Source organism: Martelella sp. FOR1707 (genome assembly GCF_053484265.1).
In genome coordinates this window covers 421,117-445,901 of the sequence record NZ_JBAKFP010000001.1, presented here as the reverse complement: position 1 = coordinate 445,901, position 24,785 = coordinate 421,117, and the positions used below count along the sequence as shown (strand labels likewise).

The following is a 24,785-nucleotide window of genomic DNA, read 5'->3' as shown; positions in this document are numbered from 1 at the left end:
AGGCCGCCTGAGCCACTTGCGTCAAAGCACGCCCCAAGTCCGAGACCTCCCCCTCCCCGTCATCTCGATGAGCCCCAGTTCCAAAACAATCCGCCGCACCGCCTGCGGCGGGACGTCGAGCGCCTTCGCCACCATCCCTGACGACACGAGCGGTTTCGCCATCACAAGCTCGACCAGTTCCGGCAGCTTTGAAGACGTCCGGCGCCCGTCGAGCTTTCGGTCCATCATTGTCTTCGCCAGCGTCAGCCGGTCATGCCCTTTCAAGCCAATCTCGGCGGCCGCCAAAAACCCGTGGGCGATGGCTAGCAACCGGGTCTCCCGATCACGATGCCGGCGCCGATCGACGGGAATGGCTTTAACGCCGAGATTTATGGCGGCAAGATGCGTGCTTGACTTGACGCCGGCCTGGCGCAGGATCGCGGCGGAGAACAGCCGGCCAAGCCAGGCCGCATGCTGCAGGACTGACAATTCGTTCCAGGCATCGAGGGCAACGATCGCCTGTAGCACCGCCAGCAGGTTTTCGGCCTGACGCAACACACCACATCATTCATCGAGCCGGGCATGCTCGTCCCAGTCGAGGTCATAGATCATCGGATCCTTCTCGGGACGGCTGGCCATCGCACGGCCACCGGCGCGACCAGGCCGGGTTGCATCCTCGATGGCCGCCTCCGATCGGACGAGCACCGCATCGATGGTGGCATAGTCGACGCCGGGAAGCCCTTTGGTTTCATCGATTTCTTTCCCCTCCCCTTCCGGATCGATCGCAGCCGCGCTCCGCACTGTGCTGGCGGCCTCCACCGCCTCAGTGCCGGATGAGGCGTTCTCCGATGTCTGCCGGAGCGTGCGAATGCCTTCCGATGACAGCGCCCAAACCGCCGACGGGTGCGCAGCACGTCGCGGGCGATTGTCAGCTCATGGGTGGGGGTGCGGATATCGCGGGTGGCGTCGTGGAGGACGAGGTCTTCGAGATGGACAAGTTCGCCGTCGATCCGCAGCGAGGCGCAGGCATCGGCGAAGTTTTAGCGCTCGCGGAAGCCGGCGCCGAACGATGAGCGAGCGATACGCTCGTCGAGACGCGTGAGGGCGATAGCGGCGCGAAACGCCGGTTCCAAAATGTTCGAAATTGCCAATCCAGTATCGGAGGCACGTCACCGTAGTCGACATTCGCTTTGCTGAGTGCATCATTTGTTAAACAGCAATTTCTATCTCCGGTTCCTCTCGGCGTTGGTGCCGATTGCAACGGAATAAGAGCATGCCAAGAAATGATCCCTCATCACATCACTTTCAGCAAAAAATCTCAAAATTCTGCGAGGTACGCATAGCGCCGGTCGCGACTAAGCGCACGTTGGAGAAGATCAAGTCCTATCTCACCAGCCTTGTCACCTATCGAAAGTCACCACCGTTGCGGAACGGACGCATCGACTGGGCTGCAGTCATCGATGGCTGTGGGATTGAGGATGAGATTTCCGCTGATTTGAAGAAGCAGTTCCGCATTGCATTGGATGCAATCACTCGATGGCTCGGCGCCCCTGCCCTGTCCGAGGACGGCCAGGCGCCAAAGCCTAGGGTCCGACAAGGGAATGCCGCTCGCGATGCCTCAAGTGTTAAAGGCTCTTCCACCCGAAAGCATCGGCGAACTACGGCTAGCCTTTCACAACCGGAACCCACGCGGGTTTCAAGAGGCCCCAAGCCGAAGCCGATCCACGAGTTCCCGGAGCCGCTGTTCGATGCGGCACATGATCCCGATGGTTTCCAGGAGGCTCTTGCCTATCAGATGCGTCGGTTCGGCGAGAACTACTGGCAGCTTTATCGCGCCATCGTCCGGCTCGATGAAACATTCGACCACAAGACGATGCTATCCTGGTTTGAGGGCAAAAGCGTGCCGAGATCGGTCACGAGTTTCCGAATTCTCTCCCGCATCGAAAAGCGGTACCGATTGCCGGAAGGATATTTCAAGGCGAAGCTGCCACACCAGAACCGCTCTCTCCATGGTCACGACCTTGGCGATATCAGTCCTGCCGAGCGAAGACGGATTGCGGTGCACCTTCCTGATGATTTCAGCAGTCTTCCCTTCAGCAAGCGGGAGGAGATTGTTGATTGGGTCCGCCGGGTCATCATCTCGGGAACAACCGACTATCGGCGCTATCAGGCCAAGGCCAGCAAACAGCGTTATGCCATTCGCTTTCCTGGCGTCACCTATGGTGGCGGATCGCTTTCTCCCCGGGAGCATTCCCTGGCGGAGAACATTCACAATACGGTTGTGCAATCTTTCGAGGATCCCGACTTGCTATCCGGTGTCGTCGATGCGCCGCCGCGGCTGGCAATGGAGATGGCCGATCTCATCCGGTTCAAGACGTCGACGCTGACGGCGATCGGGTTGCAAAGAAACGGGGTCTGGGGCGAGGAAACGGCATCGCAGAAGATCGAACATCTCGGTCTGATGTTCGGCGCGCTTGCCGCCTCTCCTGCCGGCATTGTCAAAGGCCGTGGCGTTCCGCTCAGCCAGCTGACATTTGGGCTCCTGATCTTCCCTGGTGTCTGGGATTGGTATCTGCAATGGCGGGAACAGCGCCGTGGTTTCTACACCAAATGGGAAGAAGACATGCTGATGGTCGCGCAATCCCTCACTCGCTCAGAGGTGGGCTGGATCCGGCAGCATCCCGAACTCTTGCAGAAAGTTCGCCCGATCGAAGGCTTGATTGCGCCGGAGGAGATCGCGTTTGCCTCTCGGGACTGGCATGGCGCCTGCGATGCGTTCCACCGTCATGCCGGCTACCGCTCAAAAGAAATCCAGCGAGTGATGCGGGTGCATCGCGACCCCTTCGAACCGATCATGTGCGTTCTGGAAGCGGACAGCCCACTTTCGGAATATCGCAAGATCACTGACGAGATTTTGAGACGCATGCCAGACGAAGACCGCTATCCGCGCGCGGCTGCGGAGGCGGTGCGGTCGTTCCTGCTGCTTCGTCTCGGTCTGCATCTGGGACTTCGGCAGAAGAACCTTCGCCAGCTTCGCGTCTGCCCTCGCGGCCAGTTCCCGACATCCGAGCGACGGCTGGAAGACATGAAATGCGGCGAGCTACGCTGGAGCGACCGCGATAGCGGATGGGAAGTGCTCATACCGTCCGTGGCCTTCAAGAACTCCGGCTCGTCCTTCTTCGGACAAAAGCCATTCCGCCTGATCCTGCCCGACCTGCTCGATCTCTACAAATACCTCGAGGCCTATATCGATCGTCACCGCGGCGTATTGCTCGGACCGGCAGATGATCCCGGCACCCTGTTCGTCAAAACGGTGAAGACGACCAGCAAGCAGGCGGCATACGGCTCCACCACGTTCTATGAAGCCTGGCGCACGGTGATACAGCGTTATGGGATCTATAATCCATACACCGGTCGCGGCGCCATCAAGGGGTTGCTGCCGCACGGCCCTCATAATCTGCGCGACATCCTGGCAACGCACATCCTCAAGCAGACCGGCTCTTACGAACAGGCGAGCTACGCGATCCAGGATACGCCGGATGTCGTTCAAGAGCACTATGGCCGCTTTCTGCCACAGGACAAGGCAGCGCTTGCCGCCCGAATTCTAAATCAGGTATGGGAGGCGGCATAGCTGCCTTTTCAACCTTGAGGAATATAGCACTAGGTGCTATATAGATAAATGTCAGAACGAGTGTTCAAAACAGCGTGGTTCGCAAAGGCGGCAAAGAAGGCCCGAATTTCCGACAAGGCTCTGTCGAAGGCAATCCATCAGGTTGCCCTTGGTCAGGCCGACGATCTCGGTGGTGGCGTCTTCAAGAAGCGACTCAACGAAAACATGCATCGGTCCATCGTTCTGGCAAAAGCCGGAGAGTTCTCACGTATTCGCCTATCTCTTCGCCAAGAAGGACCGGGCGAACATTGATGATGACGAGCTTGCGGCATTCCGGAAGCTCGAAGAGCTTTACCGTCGAAAGACGACTGCCGACCTCGAGGCGGAACTCGGGATCGGCGCCCTGCTGGAGATAGGCAATGGCGACTAAACGCAAGTTCAAGAGCGACGCCTTCGAGGCGATCCACAGTACGGTTGAAGGTATGCATGCAGCCGGGACCATCGACAAGGAAACAATGCGGACCTTCGATGAGGACTGCCTTGTAATCCCGCAGGAACTGACGCCTGACGCGATCAAGGCTCTGCGCGAACACAATCACGTCAGCCAGCCGGTCTTTGCCCGTTACCTGAACACAAGCCCGTCGACGGTGCAGAAATGGGAAACCGGCGCCAAACGGCCGAGCGGGCCGGCGCTCAAGCTCCTGTCGCTGGTACAGAAGCATGGGCTGCAGATGCTCGGTTGACGGGATTCTCTCCGTGACAAAGCAGTTTTGCCATCATAGCCTGGCGCCATGAACGCTGAGCATTGGTCTGATCCGGAAAACGACGCGATCGTCGCCGTCTACTTCGACATGCTGAAGAATGAGCTGGCCGGTCGCGCCTATAACAAGGCGATGAACAACCGGCGCCTGCAGCAGTCCCTTGGCCGGTCCAAAGGCTCGATCGAGTTCAAGAACTGCAACATCTCGGCCGCGCTGATCGGCTTCGGCCTTCCCTACATCGGCGGCTACCAACCCCGCTTCAATTTTCAGATGGCGCTGGCGGAGGCCGTTTCGCGATGGCTTGCCAGGAACCCGTCGTTCGAAACGGCGAGCGCGGCGAAAATGCATCCAGGTTTCGCTGAAGCCCCGCCCCTGTTCTTCGGCGTGCCGCCGACGATGCAGAATGCGCCGCCTCCGGCCGAACTGTCACAGATCGAGGCGATCGCGCGCAGATTTGATGTGGCGGGAAGGGATGAGCGAAACCGCGCGCTTGGCAAAGCCGGCGAAGAGCGCGTTTTCCATCACGAACGCGCCCATCTTGCGGCCTCGGGTCGGAGGGATCTGGCCGCGAAGGTCCGCTGGGTCTCCCAGGAGGACGGTGACGGCGCAGGCTATGATATTGCCAGTTTCGCGCCCGACGGATTTCCACGTTTGATCGAGGTGAAAACGACGAATGGATGGGAGCGCACGCCTTTTTATATCTCGAGAAACGAGCTGGAGGTGGCGGACGCCCGTCGCCACGAATGGAGCCTCGTGCGTCTGTTCGACTTTTCCCATGACGCCCGCGCATTCGAGCTTCGGCCGCCGCTTGAAGCCCATGTTTCGCTGATGGCGACGCAGTTTCAGGCCGCCTTCAACTGAAGGCGGGTTCGGGGTGGCAGTCGTCATGAAGGTTCAAGGAGTCTCGCGAGCCCTGCGGAAACAGCCTTATTCCTCCTCGCCCTCCACCTCGGCCGCCATCGCCTCCTCCTGCACGGCGGCTCTGCTGAGCAGTCCGGCATCCTCCAGCGCCTCGATATCGGGCAGATCGCGGAGCGTTTCCATGCCGAATGCTGACAGGAAATGCTTTGTCGTGACGTAGGTGTAGGGCGCACCGGGTGTCGGGCTGCGGGGGCCCGAGGCGATGAGGGCGGCGTTGCGGAGCGAGCCGATCGTGTCGCGGCTGACCTCCTTGCCGAAGATTTTTGACAGTTCGGCGCGGGTGATGGGCTGGAAATAGCCGATGGCCATCAGCACCATGGATTCGAACTCGGAGAGTGCTGACACGCCACCCCTTGTTGGCGCCGCGGAGGCGCGGATGGCGTCGGCATAGGCGGGGCGGCTGCGATGCTGCCAGCCGCCGGCGACCGGAACGATTTCGTAGGGCCGGCCGGTGAGTTCTTCGCGGAGATCATCGATCAGCAGGTCGATGCTGCAGTCCCTGCCGACGACGCGGGAAAGTGTTTCGCGGGTAACCGGCTCGGCGGCGGCGAAGATCACCGCCTCAACCCTGAGCATCCATTCGCGCCAGCGCAGTTCGGGCGGCAGCGCCTCGAGCTCGCGATCAAACAGACGGTCGTCTGCGGCGTTCGCCCCTTCTCGTCCGGCTGCGGCGTTCGCTTTCCGGCGGCGTGTTTTGGGGGCAGGGGATCCGGTCATGGTCAAAGCCCATACATCCGGAACGACGACCGGCCCGATAATTCGCGCACGGCGCCAAAACCTTCGAGCCGTTCGAACAGGCGGGTTGCGGCCCAGCGGGAGAGGTTGCTGCCGGGCGCGCTCGCCGGGATAGCGTCTTCGTCCAGCAGTTTCTGAATAACCGGGCCCGCGCCCTTGGTCCGCACCTTCGGCGCCATGGCCACAAGCGTTTCGGCGCGGCGGGCGATCGGATCTGCAGAGCGCAATGCGGCCACGGCTCCGTCGGCGATGGCGAGACAGACCGCACGGGGGAACGCCGGCTCGCCCGGCCGCACGCGTCCCCTGCCGCCGATGGTCCGAAACGCCGGGCCATAGCGCTCGGCCATCAGCAGCGGCACGGGCCGGTTCCATTTCAGCAAGGTGGCGATCATCATGTCGGCCATGGCCCAGGCCAGCGGCTCGGCATCCGGGCGGATGGCGAGGACCGCGGTCACAAAGTCGGCGACCACGAAGGGAACGGCCCGGCCGGACTGAAGTGCTGTATCCGCGAGGACCGGGATAGAGGCAAGTTGGTCGTCGAAGACGAGACCCGTCAGGTCGGCGAGACCTTCGACCTGCTTAGCGGCAAACCCGGGTTTTCGGGCGGCGAGCCTTTTGTAGGCCGAAAACATCTTTCCGGCCGGTCCTGGATCGTCGCCGGCGACGGTAAGCAAAAGCGCGTCACGCAACGCGTGTTCGTCCTCGGTACGGCCGGTCAGGCGGACGGCGGCGGCAGCGCATTTCAAGGCCTGCCGCTCCCTCCAGCAGCCGGCCCATGGCGGTTCGGCGCGGACGAGATCATCCAGTGATTTCAGGGCGATACCGGCCGGGAAAGCGGCATCGGCTTCGCTCATATCGGGGCCGCGCGGGCGGGCCCAGGCTGGCAGGGGCGCGGTGGGCGCGGCGGTTTTGACGTGTGGCGTGGTGATCGAATCCATGGCGTTGAGGGTATATGATACGAGCGGTTTATGCCAGCATAATCGATATAACCGCACAGCTTGTCTTTTCTTCATTACGATTGATAATCTTGCATTATCGTTCATAATGCTCATTATAAAGAAAAAACCCATTTTGAGGCCCTCCATGCCCGAAAACGACGCCGATCCGCACGCCAGCCCGTCTCTCGGCACAGGGGCCGCCTATGAAGTGCAGCCGTCCGGGTCGTCAGGCGCGCTGACGGGACATCTTGCGCCGCTGGTCGAACGCGCCCGCGGATATGTCGACGCCTCGAGTTCGGCCAATACACGGCGCGCCTATGCCGCCGACTGGGCGCATTTTTCGAGCTGGTGCCGGCGGCAAGGGCTCTCCGCCCTCACCCCGGATCCCGAGACGGTCGGGCTCTACATCACCGCGCTTGCCTCCGGGGAAGCCGCTCCCCGGGCAAAGCCGAGCGCGGTCTCCACCATCGAGCGACGGCTGTCGGCAATCTCATGGAATTATGCGCAGCGCGGCCTCGCGCTCGATCGCCGCGATCGTCACATCGCCACGGTGCTGGCCGGCATCCGCAATCGCCATGCCGCCCCGCCGCGCCAGAAGGAGGCGATCCTGCCGGAAGAGCTGATCGCCATGGTCGAAACACTGGACCGCGGTACGCTCCGCGGCCTGCGCGACCGCGCCATGCTGCTGATGGGCTTTGCCGGCGGTCTGCGCCGCTCGGAAATCGTCGCGCTCGATTGCGGCCGCGACCAGACGGAAGACGGCAACGGCTGGATCGAAATCCTCGACAAGGGGATGCTGGTAACGCTGCGCGGCAAGACCGGCTGGCGCGAGGTGGAGATTGGCCGTGGTTCCTCGGATCTCACTTGCCCGGTCGCCGCGGTCGAAACCTGGCTGAAACTCGGCAGGATCGGCCACGGCCCCCTGTTCCGCCGGGTCACCGGCAAAGGCAAGGCCGTCGGCCCCGAACGGCTGAAGGACCAGGAGATTGCCCGCCTCATCAAGAAGACTGTTCTCGCCGCCGGCATTCGCGGCGAGTTGCCGGAGGCCGAACGGAAAAAACTGTTCTCCGGTCACTCCTTGAGAGCGGGCCTTGCCTCCTCGGCCGAGGTCGACGAGCGTTATGTCCAGAAGCAGCTCGGCCATGCGTCGGCCGAGATGACAAGGCGATACCAGCGCAGGCGTGACAGGTTCCGCGTTAATCTCACCAAAGCGGCAGGGTTGTAGGCTCTCCGCCTAACGCCGCCAGGACGGAGCAAAACGAGAACGCGAGCCTGATCAATCACATTGGTAGGTTACGCGCGCGCGGTCGAACCGTCGGGCTGCGATATCCTGTTCCCGCATCATCACGTAATAGGCACCGGGTTGAGGGATACCCGCATGGCGATCAACGCCAATCTGCAAAACAAGCCTCCAATCTTTGGCGGCCTTCAGAAGTTCTTTCGCGGCATCCGTCTCCCAAGCCTCCGATAGACCACAGTTCAGGCCATTGGCCGCCAACTGATTGCGAGCCTGCAGGCCATTCTGCAATGTTTGCGGAAAGCCTCCGAACTGATGATTGTCCCGATCGGTCATGTCTGGCGTCCCGAATCGGGATAACCACTCCTGATAGGCCTGCAGCGCCGGCTCGTCATCCAGCGGAAATGCATTCCATGATTTGTCATTGAGCTCGATCGGCGTGAGAATGGTTTGGGTAGAAATTTGAGCCGCACGAAAAACGCATGACCAGTCGTCGCCCGAGATCGATGACAATGCGTCTGGAATCGGCATTCGGACGAGCGCCGAGACGGGTGTTGTATCCCACAACAGGCGCCATCCCACTGAAGCCTCGGGGGTGAACTCCTCCGGCTGTTCCCAGAAATCATAGAACAGAAGCAGGCGGCCATCGCTGGGAAAGATCGCATCAAAACCGGCTTCCCTGCTTAGATCGGCTAGATTGAACTGTCCGAAAAACGCCAGCGGGAATTCCGATTCAATAGCGTCCGCCTTCTTCTGATACTCCGAGCTGAAGCGCTGAGCCTGTTCTGACGTCATCCAGGCAGCCGGCTTTTTTGATTCCGCAAGCAGGCGGTCGGCTTCCTTTCTGTAATGCGCAGCTCTGTTGTGCGCATCCGGGTATGGAGGCCTTACTGGCCAAGCCATATCCGGCGGGAGGTCTGGCCTGCCCCCGATCTTGGATGCTCCCAGCGAGATCGAGTCTTCCTCGCTCTGAGACGTCCGCAAAAGAAGGGCGGGGCGCGCCTGCGCGGCGAGAACTGATATGATGTCCTGATCCAGACCCGTCTCGTTCATTGAGAGAACGAGGTCATCATGGTTTTGCGGCAGAGGCTCTATGGTCATGTAGCGGATAGTACCCCGAGCGCGTCCATTCACAATAGTATGGTAAGCCAAATCCGTGGCGAGTTTGCAAGCCGCCGCCTTGCAGTGGAAGATTGTGGTTCTGCCATCAGAAAGAGGCGCGAGCGATCACCGTGTCCAAGCGGGGTTATGTCAGCTATTCATAGTCTCCGCGCTTGAAAAACCAGCTTACGAGACATAAACATGTCGATAAAATTACTTTCCATCGACATGTTTGGCTGTTATGTCGATGACAGCGACATATCCGTTGCAATGTGTCGATCAGAACGGGAGCTCGCGACATGTCATTTCAACCGGACACGCCCTATAACGCGCTGCCTCCCCTTCCCCCGCGCGAAGACGTGGAGAGCAAGGCGGTGCTCAAGGCCTGCATCAACGCACGGGCGGCGCTTGCGGAGCTTTGCGTTTCCGGACAGCTCATCCCCAACCAGTCCGTGCTCATCAACTCGATCCCCTTGCTGGAAGCGCAGGCAAGTTCCGAGATCGAAAACATCGTCACCACGACCGACCGGCTGTTCCGCTTTGCCAATGAGCCGGCGGAGCGGGCCGATCCCGCCACCAAGGAGGCGCTCAGATATCGCACTGCGCTCAATGAGGGCTTTCAGTCGCTGAAGACCCGGCCGATCTCGACATCGACCGCCGTTGCCGTCTGCCGCACGATCAAGGGCGTCGATCTCGACATCCGCACGACGCCGGGCACGGCGCTGATGAACGAGGCGACGGGCGCCGTCATCTACACGCCGCCGGAAGGTCAGGCCCTGCTGCGCGACAAGCTCGCCAACTGGGAACGATACATCCACGAGGCCGAGGAGATCGATCCGCTGATCCGGCTCGCCGTCATGCACTACCAGTTCGAGGCGATCCATCCCTTCATCGACGGCAATGGCCGCACCGGGCGCATCCTCAACCTTCTCTATCTGGTCGACAAGGGTCTCCTGGATATCCCGGTGCTTTATCTCAGCCGCTACGTTATCGGCCACAAACGCGCCTATTACGACCGGCTGCTGGCCGTGACCACGGATGGCGCATGGGAAGCATGGATCCTCTACATGCTGCAGGCCGTGCGCGAGACGGCGGACTGGTCGACCGCGCGCATCCGCGCCATTCGCGATCTGCTCGACGAGACCGCCGCGCGTATCCGCCGCGATCTGCCGAAGATTTATTCGCGCGAGCTGGCCGAGGTGATCTTCGTCAATCCATATTGCAGGATCAGCGATCTCGTACAGGCCGGCATCGCCAAGCGTCAGGCCGCCTCCGTCTACTTGAAGGCGCTTGTCGAGGCGGGATTGCTGCAGGAGGTGAAGGCCGGACGCGAAAACCTCTATATCAACCCTGCCCTGCTCGCGCTTCTGAGCGACCGGACGCCGGGCGGGGCCGGGTGAAATCGCATCTCCACCGAACAAAGCCTCCCGACGGCAAAGCTCTTTCTATCCCCTGAAAACGAAATGGACCTTGTTGCCATCGGGATCGCGCAGATACGCGCCATAATAGCCGTCGCCGTAATGCGGTCTTGGGCCCGGCGCGCCGGCGTCACGTCCTCCGCAGGACAGACCCGCTCGATAGGCGGCGTCCACAGCGGCGACCGAGGCCGCTTCGAAAGCCACCATCGTTCCATTGCCGGCGGTTGCCTTCGCCCCGTCGAACGGCTCGTAGATATAAAAGCGCGGAAGAGGACGCCCCTTTACAATCCAGCAACGCGCTGCCGGCCCGCCGTCAGGTTCGACGGGACGCTGCTCAAGCCCGAGCGGGGTGAGCACGGCATCATAGAATCTGGCCGCGCATTCGATATCATTGGTTCCAAGTGTTACATGGCTGAACAAGGGCTTGCCTTTCGCATCATGATCGCGGCCTCTTCAACGATCGGGCCAAAGCGGGCGAGACCGAGAAACCGTCATGGCGACCGTCCTCCCCTGCGCTATCGTCATCGGGTTTTGGCGGCGGCGGGCTGTTTCCGGCCTCAATGCGCGCCCTCAACAGGGCCATTACCATCGGCCAGACGGAGAATTGGCCGTCTCTCGCCCGCTCCGTCAGGTTCCGCAGATACCCGCCGGCGCTGATGATCTCGTTGCCGCGCTGATAGATCGCGGCAAGGGTGATCGCGGCCTGTTTGTCGCCCATCACCTCCGCCGCCTCGCGCCAGGCGCTGGGACTGACGCCCAGCATCGGCCGTGCGATCTCGACGATGCCCAGAAACTCCCGCCAGTTGCGGATGGAGCCGCCCTTCGCCAGATCCCGCCAGCCTTCGCAGGCGTCCAGCACCAGTGCCAATGGCATTTCTCGCTTCGGCAGGCTGTGCAGGTTGTCGGTTTCATCGGCGTTGCCACTCGCTTCTGGTTTATTTCTAAACACGTTTTTAGATTCAGATTGGGATTCTGGGTTTGAATTCTGTTTGTGGCGCTCAGTGTGAGACTCATTGGCGTTCTTATTTTGCGAATTTACGTGAAATTCTAATGTCTCACGCACTTCTTCATGCAGCAGAGCCAGGGCATCGCAAATATCCTCCGCCATCGCCAGGTCCGGGACGCGCGGAAGCCGGTCGATGATGCCGCGATAGACCTGGCTCATCTTTGCCCAATCGCCCGGAACGCCCTCATCAAGCCCGGCCTCGATCATCTTGACGATATCGCGGCGCAGCAGCGTCAACCGTTCCCGTGCGCATTTCAGCGCCCGACGCTCCTCGGCGATCCGCGCGGCCATCGCGGCAAACTCCTCGGCGCGGGCAACGAGCGGCGACAGGTCGAAGCCATAGGCCTGCTCCACCTGCCCTCCCCTGCCCTTGCGGGCGAAGCGCTTGCCGTTGGGGCTGTCGCGACGGATGATCAGGCCGCATTCGACCAGGACCGCCAGATGACGGCGCAGCGTTGCCGGCGAGATGCCGTTGGCGCGGGCGATCAGCTGCTCGTTCGAGGGCCAGACGACGAACCCGGTTTCCTCGCAGAGCTCGTTTTCGGGATAGAAGGTTAAAAGCGCGTTCAGGATCGCAAGGCCGCGATCGCTGGCCCCGAGCGCAGCCCTAGCCTCGCGCACGGTATGAAACAGTTTCCATTTGTTGAGCCGTGCCCCCTTGGGGGCTTCCCGCGCCACTTTCTGGCTTGAAAGCATCGCGAGCGACATCGGCCGCCGCCCAAAGGGCGTCGTTGTCATCGCATTGTCCATGGTTCACCTCTCAAAAAGGCAAAAGAAATCCCATCCACAGCTCACGGAATGAACTGCAGCCACTTGACTGGGACGGCCGGAAATGCGAATCAGTAGGTGCTAAGAACTTATCGGCTTCCGGACGCTTGTCGTTTGGGGGCCTTTTCTTTTGTCTGTTTCTCTCCTTTTCCTGTTTCGGTTATCGCCCATCGGGCCATCGCTGTTTTTTAATCTTCGCGATTGGCGCCGGTGGTTGATGAAAAATACTCCTCGGCGAGGGCATCCATGCGCTCGGAAAGCCATTCGGCGAAGCCGGATTCCTGCCTGGCGATCGATATCGTGGTGCCAGAGGCGCCGGTTGCGATCCGGCCCAGGCTCCTGCCATTGCTGACCAGTTCGCGAACGGATTTCTCCGCGGTCCTGTCCTCGCCGCCGCGCGCGGCCTTCACCGCGAGATCGATGCGCCGCGCGGCATCGGCGGACTGGAAGGCCGGATTATCGAGGATGGAACGGATGCGGGACGCCGCCTCGTCCCCGCCCTTCAGGCAGGTTTCCGCAAGCGCCATCCACTTCGGCCGACCAACGCCCTTGGCGCGACCGATGGCGAAAATGATATCGTTGGGGACCGCGTTGGCGACCTTCAGCATCAGCGAGATTGGCGTCTTGGAAAGGCCAAGCACCGGCTCGATCGCAACGCTGGAAAAACCCGCCTCGCGCAATTGCGCCGCCCACAGCGCCTGCTCGATCCAGGTGAGGTTTTCGCGCACGCCGTTTTCGAGCGATTGCTCCACCAGCAGTTCCCGGTCATCGAGCGGGCGGACATAGGCACGGATCGTCACCTCAGCCGGCGTCCGGCTTTCGGCGGCGAGCAACCGGATCGCGGCAAGCCGGCGATGGCCGTAGGCGAGTTGGTAGCGCCCTTCGGCCGTGGGGTGCGGCCGAACCAGAACCGGCATTTTCTGCCCTTCGGCGCGGATCGAGGCCGCGAGGCTTTCGATCTCCTCCGTCGCCTCGCCATCGCTTTCGAAACGGTCACGATAGGGCGAGGCGTCGATCTTGCCGGGATCCAGCACGACACTGCTCGATTCCGACAGCGTATTCAACGCTTTGCCGACATTGCTGACCACGGACGAACCACGCCTGGAACGCGAAAGCGGCGAGGGGACCGGCTGCTCCGGCGCCTTCTCGTCGCTGTTGGCTTCCGCCATCATTTTCAGGATGTTCTTCTTCATGATGCCCTGCCCCATACGGCCCGAAGAAGCGCCAGGATCTCGCCATTCACATTGTCGGCGCTCTCGATCGCGCGCTTCAGGGCCTCGCGGCCGACCTCGCCGCTTTCCAGCTCATAGAGCGACTTCTTGGCAACGCCGGCGCCGGCGATCGCGGTCGATTCGATCGCCTCGTAGACCAGCACGTCGTTCTCGAACAATCGCCGCATCACGCTCGACATGTATTTCTGCGGCCCGTCATTGGGATTAACCCGGGTCATCAGGAATTTCAGGAAATCATGATCGAACCGGGCGCCGAACTGCGCGAGCGTATCGGCGAGATCGGAAATCATGATCAGGAACTGATTGCAGGAGGCAACGTCCAGCATCGCCGGGTGAACCGTGACAATCAGACCGGTCGCCGCATAAAGCGCGGCCAGCGTCGCATAGCCGAGCGAGGGCGGCGTATCGAGCACTACGAAATCATAGTCACCCTCGACCGAGGCGATCGCATTCTTCAGCCGCTCGAAGAACAGGCCGAGCTCATCGCGCTCGCGCTGGGCGAGATAGGCCGGTGTATCGAACTCGAAATCCATCAGCTCCAGATTGCCCGGAATAAGATCGATGCCGGGGAAATAGCTTTCGCGGATGACATCGGCGAGCGGCCGGCGCTCATTGTCATAGCGCAGCGCCGCATAGACGGTTTCGTTCTCGCCAACGTCGAATTCCGGCTGGAGGCCGAAGATCGAGGTCATCGAGGCCTGCGGATCGAGATCGATGCACAACACCCGGTAGCCCTGCAGCGCCAGATAATGCGACAGGTGGATCGACGTCGTGGTCTTGGAGCTGCCGCCCTTGAAATTTGCGGTGGCGACGACCTGAAGCTTCTCCCCTCCCCTGCGGCGCGGCCACAACCTGAGGGCATCGTCCGGGCGGCGGTCGGCCAGAAACTGGCGCAGCTCGGCAAGCTGTCCGACCTGATAGATGCGCCGGTTATTATCCGCGCGCGAGGGCTGCGGCCCCTTGCCATCGATCGTCATTGCCCGCAATGTGCTTTCTGGCACATCGAGCAGCTTTACGAGATCGAGGGTCGAAAATGTGCGCGTGAACTGCTTATGCGCCTCCGGCGGATAGATGCGCTGGCGCATCGACTGCAGCTCAGCGGACAGCCGGTCGGTATAATCCTCGATCTTTGCCGCTGTGTCGCCGGTCGCGGTATATGCGGCTGTTTCGGTCATCTGACGGTTTCCTGTCCGATTTCACTCCATTTGCGTCAACGCTGCATGACTCGCACCGATTCTGCAAGGGGTTTTTGGTTAATCAAATATTAACAGGCGCGGTACCCCACGGCCTGCTGGTTCGGGAGTTGCGGCATTTGGTATGATGCTGGCATCCCGAGCATTCTAACGCCGGTGTTTGTCAGTTGAACGAAAGCGGGTTTTTGTGCGTCGATCCGCTCGGCCGCTCCGGCGACGATGCGCTTTGTCCTTACCGTTGGACTTGGACGAAGAGGCGATTGCGGTGTGCCAGTAGCTATTTCTGCGCAAGCACCCCTCCCCTTTGAACGACGGGCATCCCCCGCATCACGTGCCGTAGGCCCACGCGCCGACTCATCGAGCACTCCCAAGGATACCATCACCGACGACAGTCGCCACGCCGTGTTCGTCACGCATCTTTCCATTAATCAGGAGTCAAAAGACGACACGTCTTTCGTGCTCTCGCGCGATGCGGTCCAACGCGACCTATGAAGACTGGTTGCCGAAGAGAGCATGCGAAAACCTGACGACGCCGACCCGGCGCGTTATAACCAGCGCCGCCGCGGCGGCGCAGCATCACATGCCGCAACGGTGCCCTCGGACGGCGGCGAAAATCGTGCTGTTGACGCAACCATGTCATCGAGCGGCCGATCTGCCCCCCACGATTATGCGCTTTGTTCTGGCGCGCCTTGCCGCCGCAAACCGGCTTTCACATGCCGGCGACGCTCTGAAGACTCTTCCGTGTTCTTTGCACAGACGCCATGATGCTCGCCAGTTGGTATTCGCGGCCACGCCTGATGGAACCGGCGGCGAGACCGCTAAGCAAAACTTGCAAGACGAACCGCGCCGGCGAAATTCAGCGAGCCTCGTCCGTCTACACCGCCCTTACGCCGGATTGCCCTTCGACATCCGTCGTGGCGATGCCGGCCGAGTAGTCTGCCCGACGGCACGACCTCAACCCGACCCACTGCTCGACTGTTTTCAATTGAAAACTCGCCATCAGATCCATCACCGCACAAGTCGGCCAGCATCTCAGCCGGAGATGCGTGAGAAACGGTGTCATTCCTCTCAAGAAGAACGCTCTCCAGCCACGCGCGCCGCAAGACAATGCTTCAGCACATATCGTCGATTTCGGAAAAGGGTCGCGCTCGGCGGTTCGTGACGAGCTATATTCACCCACGTGTTTTCAATTGAAAACTTTCAGCCTGACCGACCATTCGGCGACCGGGCCCTCGGCGCGACGCTAAGCCACCAGCGCCGGTACGCGATTGTTTTCAATTGAAAACGCCGCGTCCGCGCTGGGCGCTGCACGACAGATCAAAAACTCACGCCGGCGCGACGAGCCCACCGATATCATCGGCCCGCAGATAGAAATCCTTCGGTCGTGCGATATACAGGACGATGATCCGGCAAAACCATCAGCATCACCGGCGGAAAGGGCGTCGATCATCTCGAAAGCGCTCGGTGCTCGCGCGCTCCCGGATTTCGCGGCTGTCGAAGGCGTAGTGTCGGATCGCATCGGCCAGCTGGCGACTACCTGCCGTCGGACATCAAGCGCTGTCGAAGGGAGCGTTCAACGCCAAGACGATAACGAAAGCGGAACCTGCGGAAACGGAGCGGCAGCGACGCGCTGAACGAGCCTTCGCATCCTCGATACCCAGCGTCCACAAAGAGGGGAGGTCGCCCCAATGCGTCCGCCGGCAAATTTCGCATGGGTAGGGCAGGGGCCTTGCGCGACGCCAATTTCTTCGATGGCTTCAGCGTCATTCCGGCCTTCCCACCAAACAGTGTGACGCGCGCGGATTATCTCGCCATGAGAAATACTTCCCTCGGCGCCACCTCGCGATCGCTCTCGCGGCCTGAATGAAGACCCGATGGTATCGCCCATCAGCTGGAAACCGCCGCAGGTCACGTCCGGACGATCTTTTCCGGGGCACCGGAAAGTCGCTGCTCCAGGAGAGCGACTCGGCTGCCATTCTCCGCCGCTCCTTGGAGGGAAGGGGACCGTCTCCATCATCATATCTGAGACGAACACCAATCGGGTCGCAGATTTTCTCGCCTGCGCCGGGACCATGCCGGGCGACGAAGCAACCCATCTCGTAAATGATTGATTTGACGACTTCATTTCCGCTGGCTGGAATTCGAAAGCAGGGCCGGCAGCGCACTAAGTAAAACCGTACATAAAAACAAAATTCTTGCGTTTCGGTACGGCTTGGTTTAGCTCTCTTGGCGAAAAGGGAGGAGCGCATGTCGGAGATTGTGCAGCGCAGGGATATTGATTTTGTTCTGTTTGAGATGCTCGGGCTTGAGGACCTGTTCGGGCACGATCATTTCGCCGCGCATGACCGTGCAACGGTGAACGCGGTTCTGGATACCGCCGAAGCAATCGCGGAAGATCATTTCCTGCCTCTGGCGCCGGTTCTGGATGCCGAAGAGCCGCAATTCGTCGACGGCAAGGTTGTCATGCCGCAAGAGGCCGCGGCGGCTTTGGCGACCTATGCCGATGCGGGCATGTTCGGCATGAGCTTCAGCGAGGAAGATGGCGGGTTGCAATTGCCCTATGTCATCTCTGTGCTGGCCAACGGGATCTTCGCCGCGGCCAATGTCAGCCTCGCCAATTATGCAAATCTGACAATTGCCAATGCCAACCTGCTGAGCGTGTTCTGCACGCCTGAACAGAAGGCCAAATATCTGCCCGCGATGCTCGATGGCCGTTGTTTTGGCACCATGTGCCTTTCCGAGCCGCAGGCGGGCTCGTCCCTGTCCGACATCACGACCAAGGCCACGCCGCGCGCCGACGGGCTCTATAACATCTCGGGAAGCAAGATGTGGATTTCGGGCGGCGATCACGAACTTTCCGACAATATCCTTCATCTGGTGTTGGCGAAGATCCCCGGCGGCCCTGCGGGCGTGAAGGGCATATCGCTTTTCATGGTGCCGCGTTATCGGATCGGCGAGGAGGGGGCAAAAGGCGCGTGGAACAATGTGTCCCTGGCGGGCCTCAATCACAAGATGGGCCAGCGCGGCTGCGTCAATTGCCTGCTGAATTTCGGGGAGGGCGGCGATTGCGTCGGCGAGATCGTCGGCGAGCCGGGCAAGGGCCTCGCCTACATGTTCCATATGATGAACGAGGCGCGCATTTTCGTCGGTCAGTCGGCCGCCATGCTGGGCCTGGCGGGCTATCTCCATTCCCTAAATTACGCCAAAGAGCGCGCGCAAGGCCGGCATCCGCACAACAAGAATCCGCTAGAACCGCAGGTGCCGATTATCGAACATGCGGACGTCCGGCGCATGCTGGTCGCGCAAAAGGCCGCCGTCGAGGGTGCTGTGGCGCTGATCGCCTATTCGGCCATGCTGATCGACCGGCAGAAAGTGACGGAGGCCCCTGAGGAAAAGACCGAACTGGGCTTGCTGCTCGACATCCTGACGCCGGTGGTCAAGAGCTGGCCGTCCGAGTTCTGCCTTGAGGCCAACAAGCTCGCCATTCAGATTCTGGGCGGTTATGGCTATACGCGCGATTACCCGGTGGAACGCATCTATCGCGATAACCGCCTCAACCCGATCCATGAGGGGACCCACGGCATTCAGGGTATCGATCTCCTGGGCCGCAAGGTCAGGATGCAGGATGGCGCTGCGTTGAAGTCGCTCGCCGGGCGGATCCGCCAGACCATTGCGGAGGCCCGCGACGCGGGTGGACTGGACACGGAGGCAGCAGCGCTGGAGCGCGCACTTGAAGTGGCGGTCGAGGTGGCGGACCGCGTGGTATCGGCCAGCGACGTCAATCTCAGCCTTGCCAACGCCACTGTTTACCTCGACGCCTTCGGCCATGTCGTTATCGCATGGATTTGGCTCTGGCAGGCCGTTGTGGCGGCAAGGGCGCTGCCGACGGCCAGTGAGGCCGACGCCGCGTTCTACCGGGGCAAGACATCGACCTGCAGGTACTTCTTCCGATATGAATTGCCGAAGGTTTTCGCGCAGTTCGAACTGGTGGCCGCACTGGACGACACCTGTTTCAACTTTGATCCGAAGCAGTTCGGAGCGGTTGCCTAAAACGGCCCTTCAGAACGGTTCATCCGCGCGGCATCTGTGTGTATATAGCCTCTATTGCTGTGCACGGGGATTCGAATGGACCGGGACTTGCCGAACTTGGAAGTGCGCGGAAAAACCGCCCGGCAAGCGCGCTCCATCGAGACGAAGCGCAGGATCGTCCGCGCGGCGATCGACATTATCGCCGAGCGCGATCTTGCCGACCTCACGCACCGCCTCGTCGCCGAGCGCGCCGGGGTGGGGCTTGCGGCGACAACCTATTATTACAAGACCAAGGACGACATCGTCGCCGATGTCTCCAACACCCTGCTGAACGATTATGTGTCGGCCTTCGAAAACTATGCGCGTCGCTACCGGCGCACACCCCGCCCCGTCATGGGTCTTCGTCAGCTGGTCTGCCGGCTGCTGTGCAACGCGGTCAGCAAAAACCGCGCCGATGCCCTGTGCTGGATGGAGCTTTTGCTGGAATCCGTCCGGCATCCGGAAGATCAGGCGTTCAGGCGGTTGTGGGCGGGCCGGCTGGAAGACGTTTGGGCGGAGATCGTGACCTTGCACAACGGTGAAGACGGCGGAATATCGGCGCGCACCGTCATCGACCAGATCATCGGCCTCCAGATCGTCGTCCTTGCCCTGGGGGTGGACGCGCAGTCAATCGAGCGTGTCCTTCTGCATGGCGAAGATCCGCTTGTGGCGTGGTCGCCTTCTGAAGCTGGTCATGACCCGGAGGGCCAAAGGCAGGCCGCCAGGCTGACCCCGAAAGCGCGCGCCACGCGCCAGCGCATTCTCGATGCCACGGTCGATATCCTGATCCGGCAGGGCGCCGGCGCCGTCAGCTACAAGCGCGTCGCAAGAGAGGCCGGCCTGACGCCGGCGGCGCCGGCCTACTATTTCTCAAAGCCGTCCGAACTGCTGCGCGAGGCCCAGAACGCACTGTTCGAGAAATCGAAAGAGCGCTACCGGACAGTGATGACCGGCGTCGACTTCAAGGCGCTCGATCTTCCGCGTCTGGTGGACCTGACAGCGGCGGTGTTTTTGCGGGAAGTGACCGAATTCGGCCGTTACAACCTCGCGAGCTACGGCATCTGGCTCAAGGCCGCGCGTGAGCCCGAACTGCGCGTCAGAGTGTGGGAGGCGATACGCGACCAGGGGCAGGCATGGACGCGCATCTTCTCCATCATGCAGGTCGAACAAACGTCTCTGGCTGCGTTCATGGCGCAATTTCTGTTTATCGGCAAACATATCCGCATCACCTGCATGGGAACGGCGACAACGGATCTGGCGCATGTCAGCCAGGAGTTCCGTCGCGATCTGACCGCCCTCGTCGAGGGGCGTCACTGGAGCCTTCCAGAAAACAGTACAAATAAACAAAAAATTTGACACTCCCCCGAGCGACGGGTATCTCTGCTCCATCGTGAATATCCCTCGGCCACCATCCGCGTGGCCCATATTCGCATTTCTGGAGGAGGTGGCAGATGGCAATTGACTTGACCGGCAAGGTGGCAATCGTGACCGGCGCGGGCGGCGGTCTCGGGCGGGAGCACGCGCTGTTGCTGGCGCGGCGCGGCGCAAGCGTCGTCGTCAATGATTTTGGCGGCGCGGTCGATGGCTCGGGCGGCTCGACCGAGGCGGCGGCAAAGGTCGTTGCGGAGATCACGGCCGCAGGCGGGGCGGCGATGGCCAATGGCGCCGATGTCACCGATTTCGGCCAGGTGCAGGCGATGGTTGCCGATGCCGAGGCGCGCTGGGGCCAGGTTGACATTCTGGTGGCGAATGCGGGGATCCTCCGGGACAAGACTTTTGCCAAGATGGACCTCGCCGACTTCCGGCTGGTGCTGGAGGTACATCTGATGGGGTCCGTCAATTCCGTGAAAGCCGTCTGGGACGGCATGCGCAGCCGCGGGTTCGGCCGCATCGTGCTGACGACGTCTTCAACCGGTCTCTACGGCAATTTCGGTCAGGCCAATTACGGCGCGGCCAAGCTCGCGCTGGTCGGCCTGATGAACACGCTAGCGCTCGAAGGGGCGAAATACGATATCAACGTCAATTGCCTGGCCCCGACGGCCGGAACGCGCATGCTCGAAGGCCTGATGCCGGATGATATGCTGGCCGCGCTCGATCCTGCCAGGGTCAGCCCCGCGGTGCTGGCGCTCGTGGCCAATGAAGCCCCGACGAAGACCATTCTGTGCGCCGGCGCCGGAAGTTTCGAGACGGCCCGGATCACCCTGTCCAAGGGACGCTATCTCGGCAGCGGCGATGATGTGGCCGAACAGATCCTCGCCAGACTGGAAGAGCTTGGCGATGCCGACGAAATGCTGGTGCCCGAAAACGGATCGGCTCAGGGCGGGCTGGAATTGCAGAACGCCGGTTTTTCAGCAGGGCAGGAGGCTTGAATGCGCGACGCAGTTATCGTTTCCACCGCGCGCACGCCGATCGGCAAGGCCTATCGCGGCGCTTTCAACAATCTGCCGGCCCCCAGCCTCGCCGCGCACGCCATCAAGGCGGCGGTGGAGCGCGCTCAAGTCGACGCCGGCGAGATTGACGATTGCATTATCGGTTCGGCCCTGCCGCAGGGTTATCAGCACACGATCGGCCGCACCGCGGCGCTCCGGGCCGGGTTGCCCGTCACGGTGCCCGGCATGACGATCGACCGGCAGTGCTCTTCCGGCCTGATGGCAATCGCCACGGCGGCAAAGCAGGTGATTGTCGATCGCATGGATGTCGTGCTGGCCGGCGGCGTCGAATCCATCTCGACGGTTCAGACCGAAAGTCAGCGCATCGATATGGACGCCGAACTCGTCGCCATGCACGACGATACCTTCATGCCGATGATCGATACCGCCGAGATTGTGGCGAAGCGTTACGGGATTGGCCGCGCGGCGCAGGACGCCTACGCGCTGCAATCCCAGCACAGAACGGCGGCAGCGCAGGCGGCGGGCCGCTACGACGCCGAAATCATCCCTGTGACAGCGATGATGAATGTCGTCGACAAGGCGACCGGCGCGGTGTCGCAGCGCCAGGTGACGTTGACAAGGGATGAAGGCAACCGGCCGGAGACCACCGCCGAGGGCCTCGCGGGGCTGAAGACCGTGCGCGACAACGGCGTCATCACGGCGGGCAATGCCAGCCAGCTTTCAGACGGCGCCTCGGCCGCTATCGTCATGGAGGCCGGCCTTGCCGAACGGCGCGGCCTGACGCCGCTCGGGCGCTATGTGGGCATGGCGGTAGCGGGCACGAAGCCGGACGAAATGGGCATCGGTCCGGTTTTCGCCGTACCGAAACTGCTCGAACGGTTCGATCTCAGAATAGACGATATCGGGCTTTGGGAGCTGAACGAGGCCTTTGCCGTTCAGGTACTCTATTGCCGCGACACGCTCGGCATTCCCGATAATCGCCTCAACGTCGATGGCGGCGCGATTTCCATCGGTCATCCCTATGGCATGTCGGGCGCGCGCATGGTCGGCCATGCCCTGATCGAGGGCAAGCGTCGCGGCGTCAGATATGTCGTCGTCACCATGTGCGTTGGCGGCGGCATGGGCGCGGCCGGGCTGTTCGAGGTTCTTTGATGGCGCATGCATCGATCAGTCTGGAGGCGTTGCAGTCCAAAATCGGCCGCGAGATCGGGTATTCCGATTGGCGGGAGGTCACGCAAGACCGCATCGACCGGTTCGCGGAAGCGACCGACGACCATCAGTTTATCCACGTTGACCCGGATCGCGCCCGAAAATCGCCGTTTGGCGGGACGATCGCGCATGGTTTTCTGTCGCTCTCCCTGCTCTCGGCCCTTTTCGACGATGCCGTCGGAGCCATCGAGGGGGTCTCGATGTCGGTGAATTACGGCTTCAATTCGGTGCGCATGGTCTCGCCGGTCAAGGCCGGCTCCCGGATAAGAGGCCGCTTTGTTCTCAAGGACCTTGTCGCGCGAAAGCCGGGCCAGTGGCAACTGACGCTCGACGTCGCCATCGATATCGAACACGAGGACAAGCCGGCGCTGGTTTGCGAATGGCTGATTTTGGTTGTTGTCTGAGACTGGCCGGGGGAACGGAATGTTTGAGGATCTGAAACGCAAAACAGTCTTGATAACGGGCGCATCGAGCGGCCTTGGCGCAGGCTTCGCGGAAATATTCGCGCGGCAAGGTGTAAGGCTCGCGCTGGCCGCCCGGCGCGTGGAAAAACTCGAGGCTCTGCAGCGCAAGCTCGTTGACGGCGGAGCCGAGGTTCAGGTCGTGGCGCTTGACGTCACCGACGAGAATTCCGTCGAGGCCGCGGTCAACGCCGTCGCGCCCGGCATCGATATCCTGGTGAACAACGCCGGCGTCGCGACCTTCGGCAGATCGCTTGAAATCTCCGCCAGCGACTGGGACAAGACGCTTGATACCAATCTGCGCGGCCTGTTTCTCGTTGCCCAGGCCGTCGCGCGCCGCATGGAACGCGAGGGGACCGGCGGATCGATCGTGAATATCTCGTCGATTACCGCGCTTCGGGCCTCGCGCGGCCTGGCCGCCTACTCGGCGTCGAAGGCTGGCGCCTCGCACCTCACCAAATGTCTGGCGCTCGACTGGGCCGCTCACGGCATTCGCGTCAACGCGCTTTGTCCGGGCTATATCGAGACGGAGATGAATGCAGGCTTCTTTGAGACGCCCGAAGGCCTCGCCTTGATCGCAAGGACGCCGATGAAGAAGATCGGCAGGATTTCCGACCTCGAAGGCCCGCTGCTCCTGCTCGCCTCCGACGCTGGCCGCCATATCACCGGTATCGACCTGCCGGTCGACGGCGGACATCTGGTGTCTTCGCTGTAGACCCGGGTAGCCATCCGCCCTCGTCAGCCGCTTTCGCCTTCCACCAGCGTCATCGGCCAGATCCGGCGGCTGACGATATCGGGGTAGAACTCGCGATAGGCGGGCATCGAACCGAGCAGGGTTTCGGCCAGGGCGATGCCGAGATCGCGCAGCGACAGGTCGAATGAGGTGAGGCTTGGCGACAGAAACTTCGCCTGGGGGCTGTGCCGGCCGATGATGGCGAGATCTTTGCCCGGCCTCAGGCCGACCTCCGACAGCCCCCGGTAAAGTCCCATGATGGTTGCCTCGTTGACGAGAACGATCGCCGTCGGCGGCTCCGCGCATGCCTTTATGTCGCGCGCGATCCGGTAACCGCCGTCTTCATTGGGCGGCCCCTTGAAAATATAAGCGTCGGGCAGGGACAGGCCGTGATGCGCCAGCGTCTCGCGGATCCGGTCGACGAAGATATAGGCGAGGTTATAATCCCCGTGCGGCCAGATGATGCCGATGCGGCGATGCCCGTTTGCCACGAGGCGGTTGACCGCCGTTTCCGCCATGCCTTCGAAATCGAGGTCGATCCAGGGCTGGCCGACATCGGTCAGGCTGCGGCCGAGCGGTATGAACGGGATCTTGCGCCGGGCCAGAAGCTCGAAGCGGGGATCGTGCCGCCGCGTGCCGGAGAGAATGATGGCGTCGGCGAAGCCACGCGCGACGATACGGTCGAGATAGGCGTCCGGTTCTTCGCTGGAGGAGCAGAGCAGGGTCACGAGATCGAGCTGGTGACGCGACAATACGCTTTGCACGCCATCGAACACGCTGGTGAAGAACAGATCGCCGTAGCGGGTGGTCTCCGGATCGGTCTCCATCATGAAGCCGACAATGCCGGTCTTGCCCTGGCGCAGCGCGCGGCCCGCCTGATTGGCGACATAGCCCAGCTTTTCGGCCGCTTCGAGGACGCGGCGACGGGTGTCCGCATTGACGTCGGGCTTGCCGTTCAGGGCGCGCGACACCGTGCCGATGGAAATATTGAGATGATCGGCGAGCTGGCGAATGCCGGCCATCGG

19 protein-coding genes and 2 pseudogenes are annotated in these 24,785 nt (G+C 61.5%); 12 read left to right on the top strand and 9 right to left on the bottom strand.

Annotation, left to right across the window (positions count from 1 at the left end):
• Nucleotides 1-21: 21 nt before the first annotated feature.
• Nucleotides 22-1,130 (bottom strand): annotated as a pseudogene (locus tag V6765_RS01965) (RHE_PE00001 family protein).
• A gap of 122 nt (nucleotides 1,131-1,252) precedes the next feature.
• Between V6765_RS01965 and V6765_RS01960 the strand changes: the two are divergent.
• From V6765_RS01960 to V6765_RS01945, 4 genes and pseudogenes are all read left to right on the top strand, one after another.
• Nucleotides 1,253-3,610, top strand: a complete 2,358-nt coding sequence (locus V6765_RS01960) for a hypothetical protein (RefSeq protein ID WP_448426003.1) — start codon at nucleotides 1,253-1,255, stop codon at nucleotides 3,608-3,610.
• Between the two features lie 48 nt (nucleotides 3,611-3,658).
• Nucleotides 3,659-4,019 (top strand): annotated as a pseudogene (locus tag V6765_RS01955) (type II toxin-antitoxin system RelE/ParE family toxin).
• On the top strand, nucleotides 4,009-4,332 hold the full coding sequence (locus V6765_RS01950; RefSeq protein ID WP_448426002.1) for a helix-turn-helix domain-containing protein: 324 nt from the start codon (nucleotides 4,009-4,011) through the stop codon (nucleotides 4,330-4,332). The pseudogene V6765_RS01955 and the gene V6765_RS01950 overlap by 11 nt, the downstream one beginning before the upstream one ends.
• Before the next feature lie 48 nt (nucleotides 4,333-4,380).
• A complete protein-coding gene (locus V6765_RS01945; protein ID WP_448426000.1) occupies nucleotides 4,381-5,211 on the top strand; it encodes a DUF3883 domain-containing protein in 831 nt (276 codons plus the stop codon).
• A gap of 66 nt (nucleotides 5,212-5,277) precedes the next feature.
• Here V6765_RS01945 and scpB read toward each other — a convergent pair whose 3' ends face one another.
• Nucleotides 5,278-5,988 (bottom strand): SMC-Scp complex subunit ScpB, encoded by a 711-nt coding sequence (gene scpB, locus V6765_RS01940; protein WP_448425999.1) that lies wholly within the window; start codon nucleotides 5,986-5,988, stop codon nucleotides 5,278-5,280.
• 2 nt (nucleotides 5,989-5,990) lie between these two features.
• Complete coding sequence (locus V6765_RS01935) at nucleotides 5,991-6,944, bottom strand: DUF1403 family protein (RefSeq protein ID WP_448426613.1); 954 nt, start codon at nucleotides 6,942-6,944, stop codon at nucleotides 5,991-5,993.
• A gap of 145 nt (nucleotides 6,945-7,089) precedes the next feature.
• Here V6765_RS01935 and V6765_RS01930 point away from each other — a divergent pair, with 145 nt between their 5' ends.
• On the top strand, nucleotides 7,090-8,169 hold the full coding sequence (locus V6765_RS01930) for a tyrosine-type recombinase/integrase (protein WP_448425998.1): 1,080 nt from the start codon (nucleotides 7,090-7,092) through the stop codon (nucleotides 8,167-8,169).
• A gap of 51 nt (nucleotides 8,170-8,220) precedes the next feature.
• On the opposite strand, the gene V6765_RS01925 is transcribed toward V6765_RS01930, so the two are convergent.
• Nucleotides 8,221-9,282 carry a DUF1963 domain-containing protein gene (locus V6765_RS01925; RefSeq protein WP_448425996.1) on the bottom strand — a complete coding sequence of 354 codons (1,062 nt, stop codon included), beginning with the start codon at nucleotides 9,280-9,282 and terminating at the stop codon, nucleotides 8,221-8,223.
• Between the two features lie 299 nt (nucleotides 9,283-9,581).
• Between V6765_RS01925 and fic the strand changes: the two genes are divergently transcribed.
• The gene (gene fic / locus V6765_RS01920) at nucleotides 9,582-10,682 is read left to right on the top strand and encodes a protein adenylyltransferase Fic (RefSeq protein ID WP_448425994.1); all 1,101 of its coding nucleotides are present in this window, start codon (nucleotides 9,582-9,584) and stop codon (nucleotides 10,680-10,682) included.
• Nucleotides 10,683-10,727: 45 nt separating this feature from the next.
• On the opposite strand, the gene V6765_RS01915 is transcribed toward fic, so the two are convergent.
• The 4 genes from V6765_RS01915 to repA form a co-directional block, all read right to left on the bottom strand.
• The gene (locus V6765_RS01915; RefSeq protein WP_448425992.1) at nucleotides 10,728-11,120 is read right to left on the bottom strand and encodes a VOC family protein; all 393 of its coding nucleotides are present in this window, start codon (nucleotides 11,118-11,120) and stop codon (nucleotides 10,728-10,730) included.
• A gap of 16 nt (nucleotides 11,121-11,136) precedes the next feature.
• Nucleotides 11,137-12,456, bottom strand: a complete 1,320-nt coding sequence (gene repC, locus V6765_RS01910) for a plasmid replication protein RepC (protein ID WP_448425990.1) — start codon at nucleotides 12,454-12,456, stop codon at nucleotides 11,137-11,139.
• A 206-nt stretch (nucleotides 12,457-12,662) separates the two neighbouring features.
• Entirely contained in the window at nucleotides 12,663-13,667 is a 1,005-nt protein-coding gene (gene repB / locus V6765_RS01905; RefSeq protein ID WP_448425988.1) for a plasmid partitioning protein RepB, read from the bottom strand.
• On the bottom strand, nucleotides 13,664-14,881 hold the full coding sequence (gene repA, locus V6765_RS01900) for a plasmid partitioning protein RepA (protein WP_448425986.1): 1,218 nt from the start codon (nucleotides 14,879-14,881) through the stop codon (nucleotides 13,664-13,666). The genes repB and repA overlap by 4 nt, the downstream gene beginning before the upstream one ends.
• A gap of 2,265 nt (nucleotides 14,882-17,146) precedes the next feature.
• On the opposite strand from repA, the gene V6765_RS01895 reads away from it, so the two are divergent.
• From V6765_RS01895 to V6765_RS01870, 6 genes are all read left to right on the top strand, one after another.
• Nucleotides 17,147-18,949, top strand: coding sequence for an acyl-CoA dehydrogenase (locus V6765_RS01895; RefSeq protein WP_448425984.1), 1,803 nt, complete (start codon nucleotides 17,147-17,149; stop codon nucleotides 18,947-18,949).
• Nucleotides 18,950-19,024: 75 nt separating this feature from the next.
• The gene (locus V6765_RS01890; protein WP_448425982.1) at nucleotides 19,025-20,323 is read left to right on the top strand and encodes a TetR/AcrR family transcriptional regulator; all 1,299 of its coding nucleotides are present in this window, start codon (nucleotides 19,025-19,027) and stop codon (nucleotides 20,321-20,323) included.
• Between the two features lie 95 nt (nucleotides 20,324-20,418).
• A complete protein-coding gene (locus tag V6765_RS01885; RefSeq protein WP_448425981.1) occupies nucleotides 20,419-21,336 on the top strand; it encodes an SDR family NAD(P)-dependent oxidoreductase in 918 nt (305 codons plus the stop codon).
• Nucleotides 21,337-22,509, top strand: a complete 1,173-nt coding sequence (locus V6765_RS01880; RefSeq protein ID WP_448425980.1) for an acetyl-CoA C-acyltransferase — start codon at nucleotides 21,337-21,339, stop codon at nucleotides 22,507-22,509.
• Nucleotides 22,509-22,970: a MaoC family dehydratase gene (locus V6765_RS01875; RefSeq protein WP_448425978.1), complete on the top strand. Its 462-nt coding sequence runs from the start codon at nucleotides 22,509-22,511 to the stop codon at nucleotides 22,968-22,970. The genes V6765_RS01880 and V6765_RS01875 overlap by 1 nt, the downstream gene beginning before the upstream one ends.
• Before the next feature lie 19 nt (nucleotides 22,971-22,989).
• Nucleotides 22,990-23,742 carry an SDR family NAD(P)-dependent oxidoreductase gene (locus V6765_RS01870; RefSeq protein WP_448425976.1) on the top strand — a complete coding sequence of 251 codons (753 nt, stop codon included), beginning with the start codon at nucleotides 22,990-22,992 and terminating at the stop codon, nucleotides 23,740-23,742.
• 23 nt (nucleotides 23,743-23,765) lie between these two features.
• Here V6765_RS01870 and V6765_RS01865 read toward each other — a convergent pair whose 3' ends face one another.
• Entirely contained in the window at nucleotides 23,766-24,782 is a 1,017-nt protein-coding gene (locus tag V6765_RS01865) for a LacI family DNA-binding transcriptional regulator (protein ID WP_448425974.1), read from the bottom strand.
• Nucleotides 24,783-24,785: the final 3 nt, after the last annotated feature.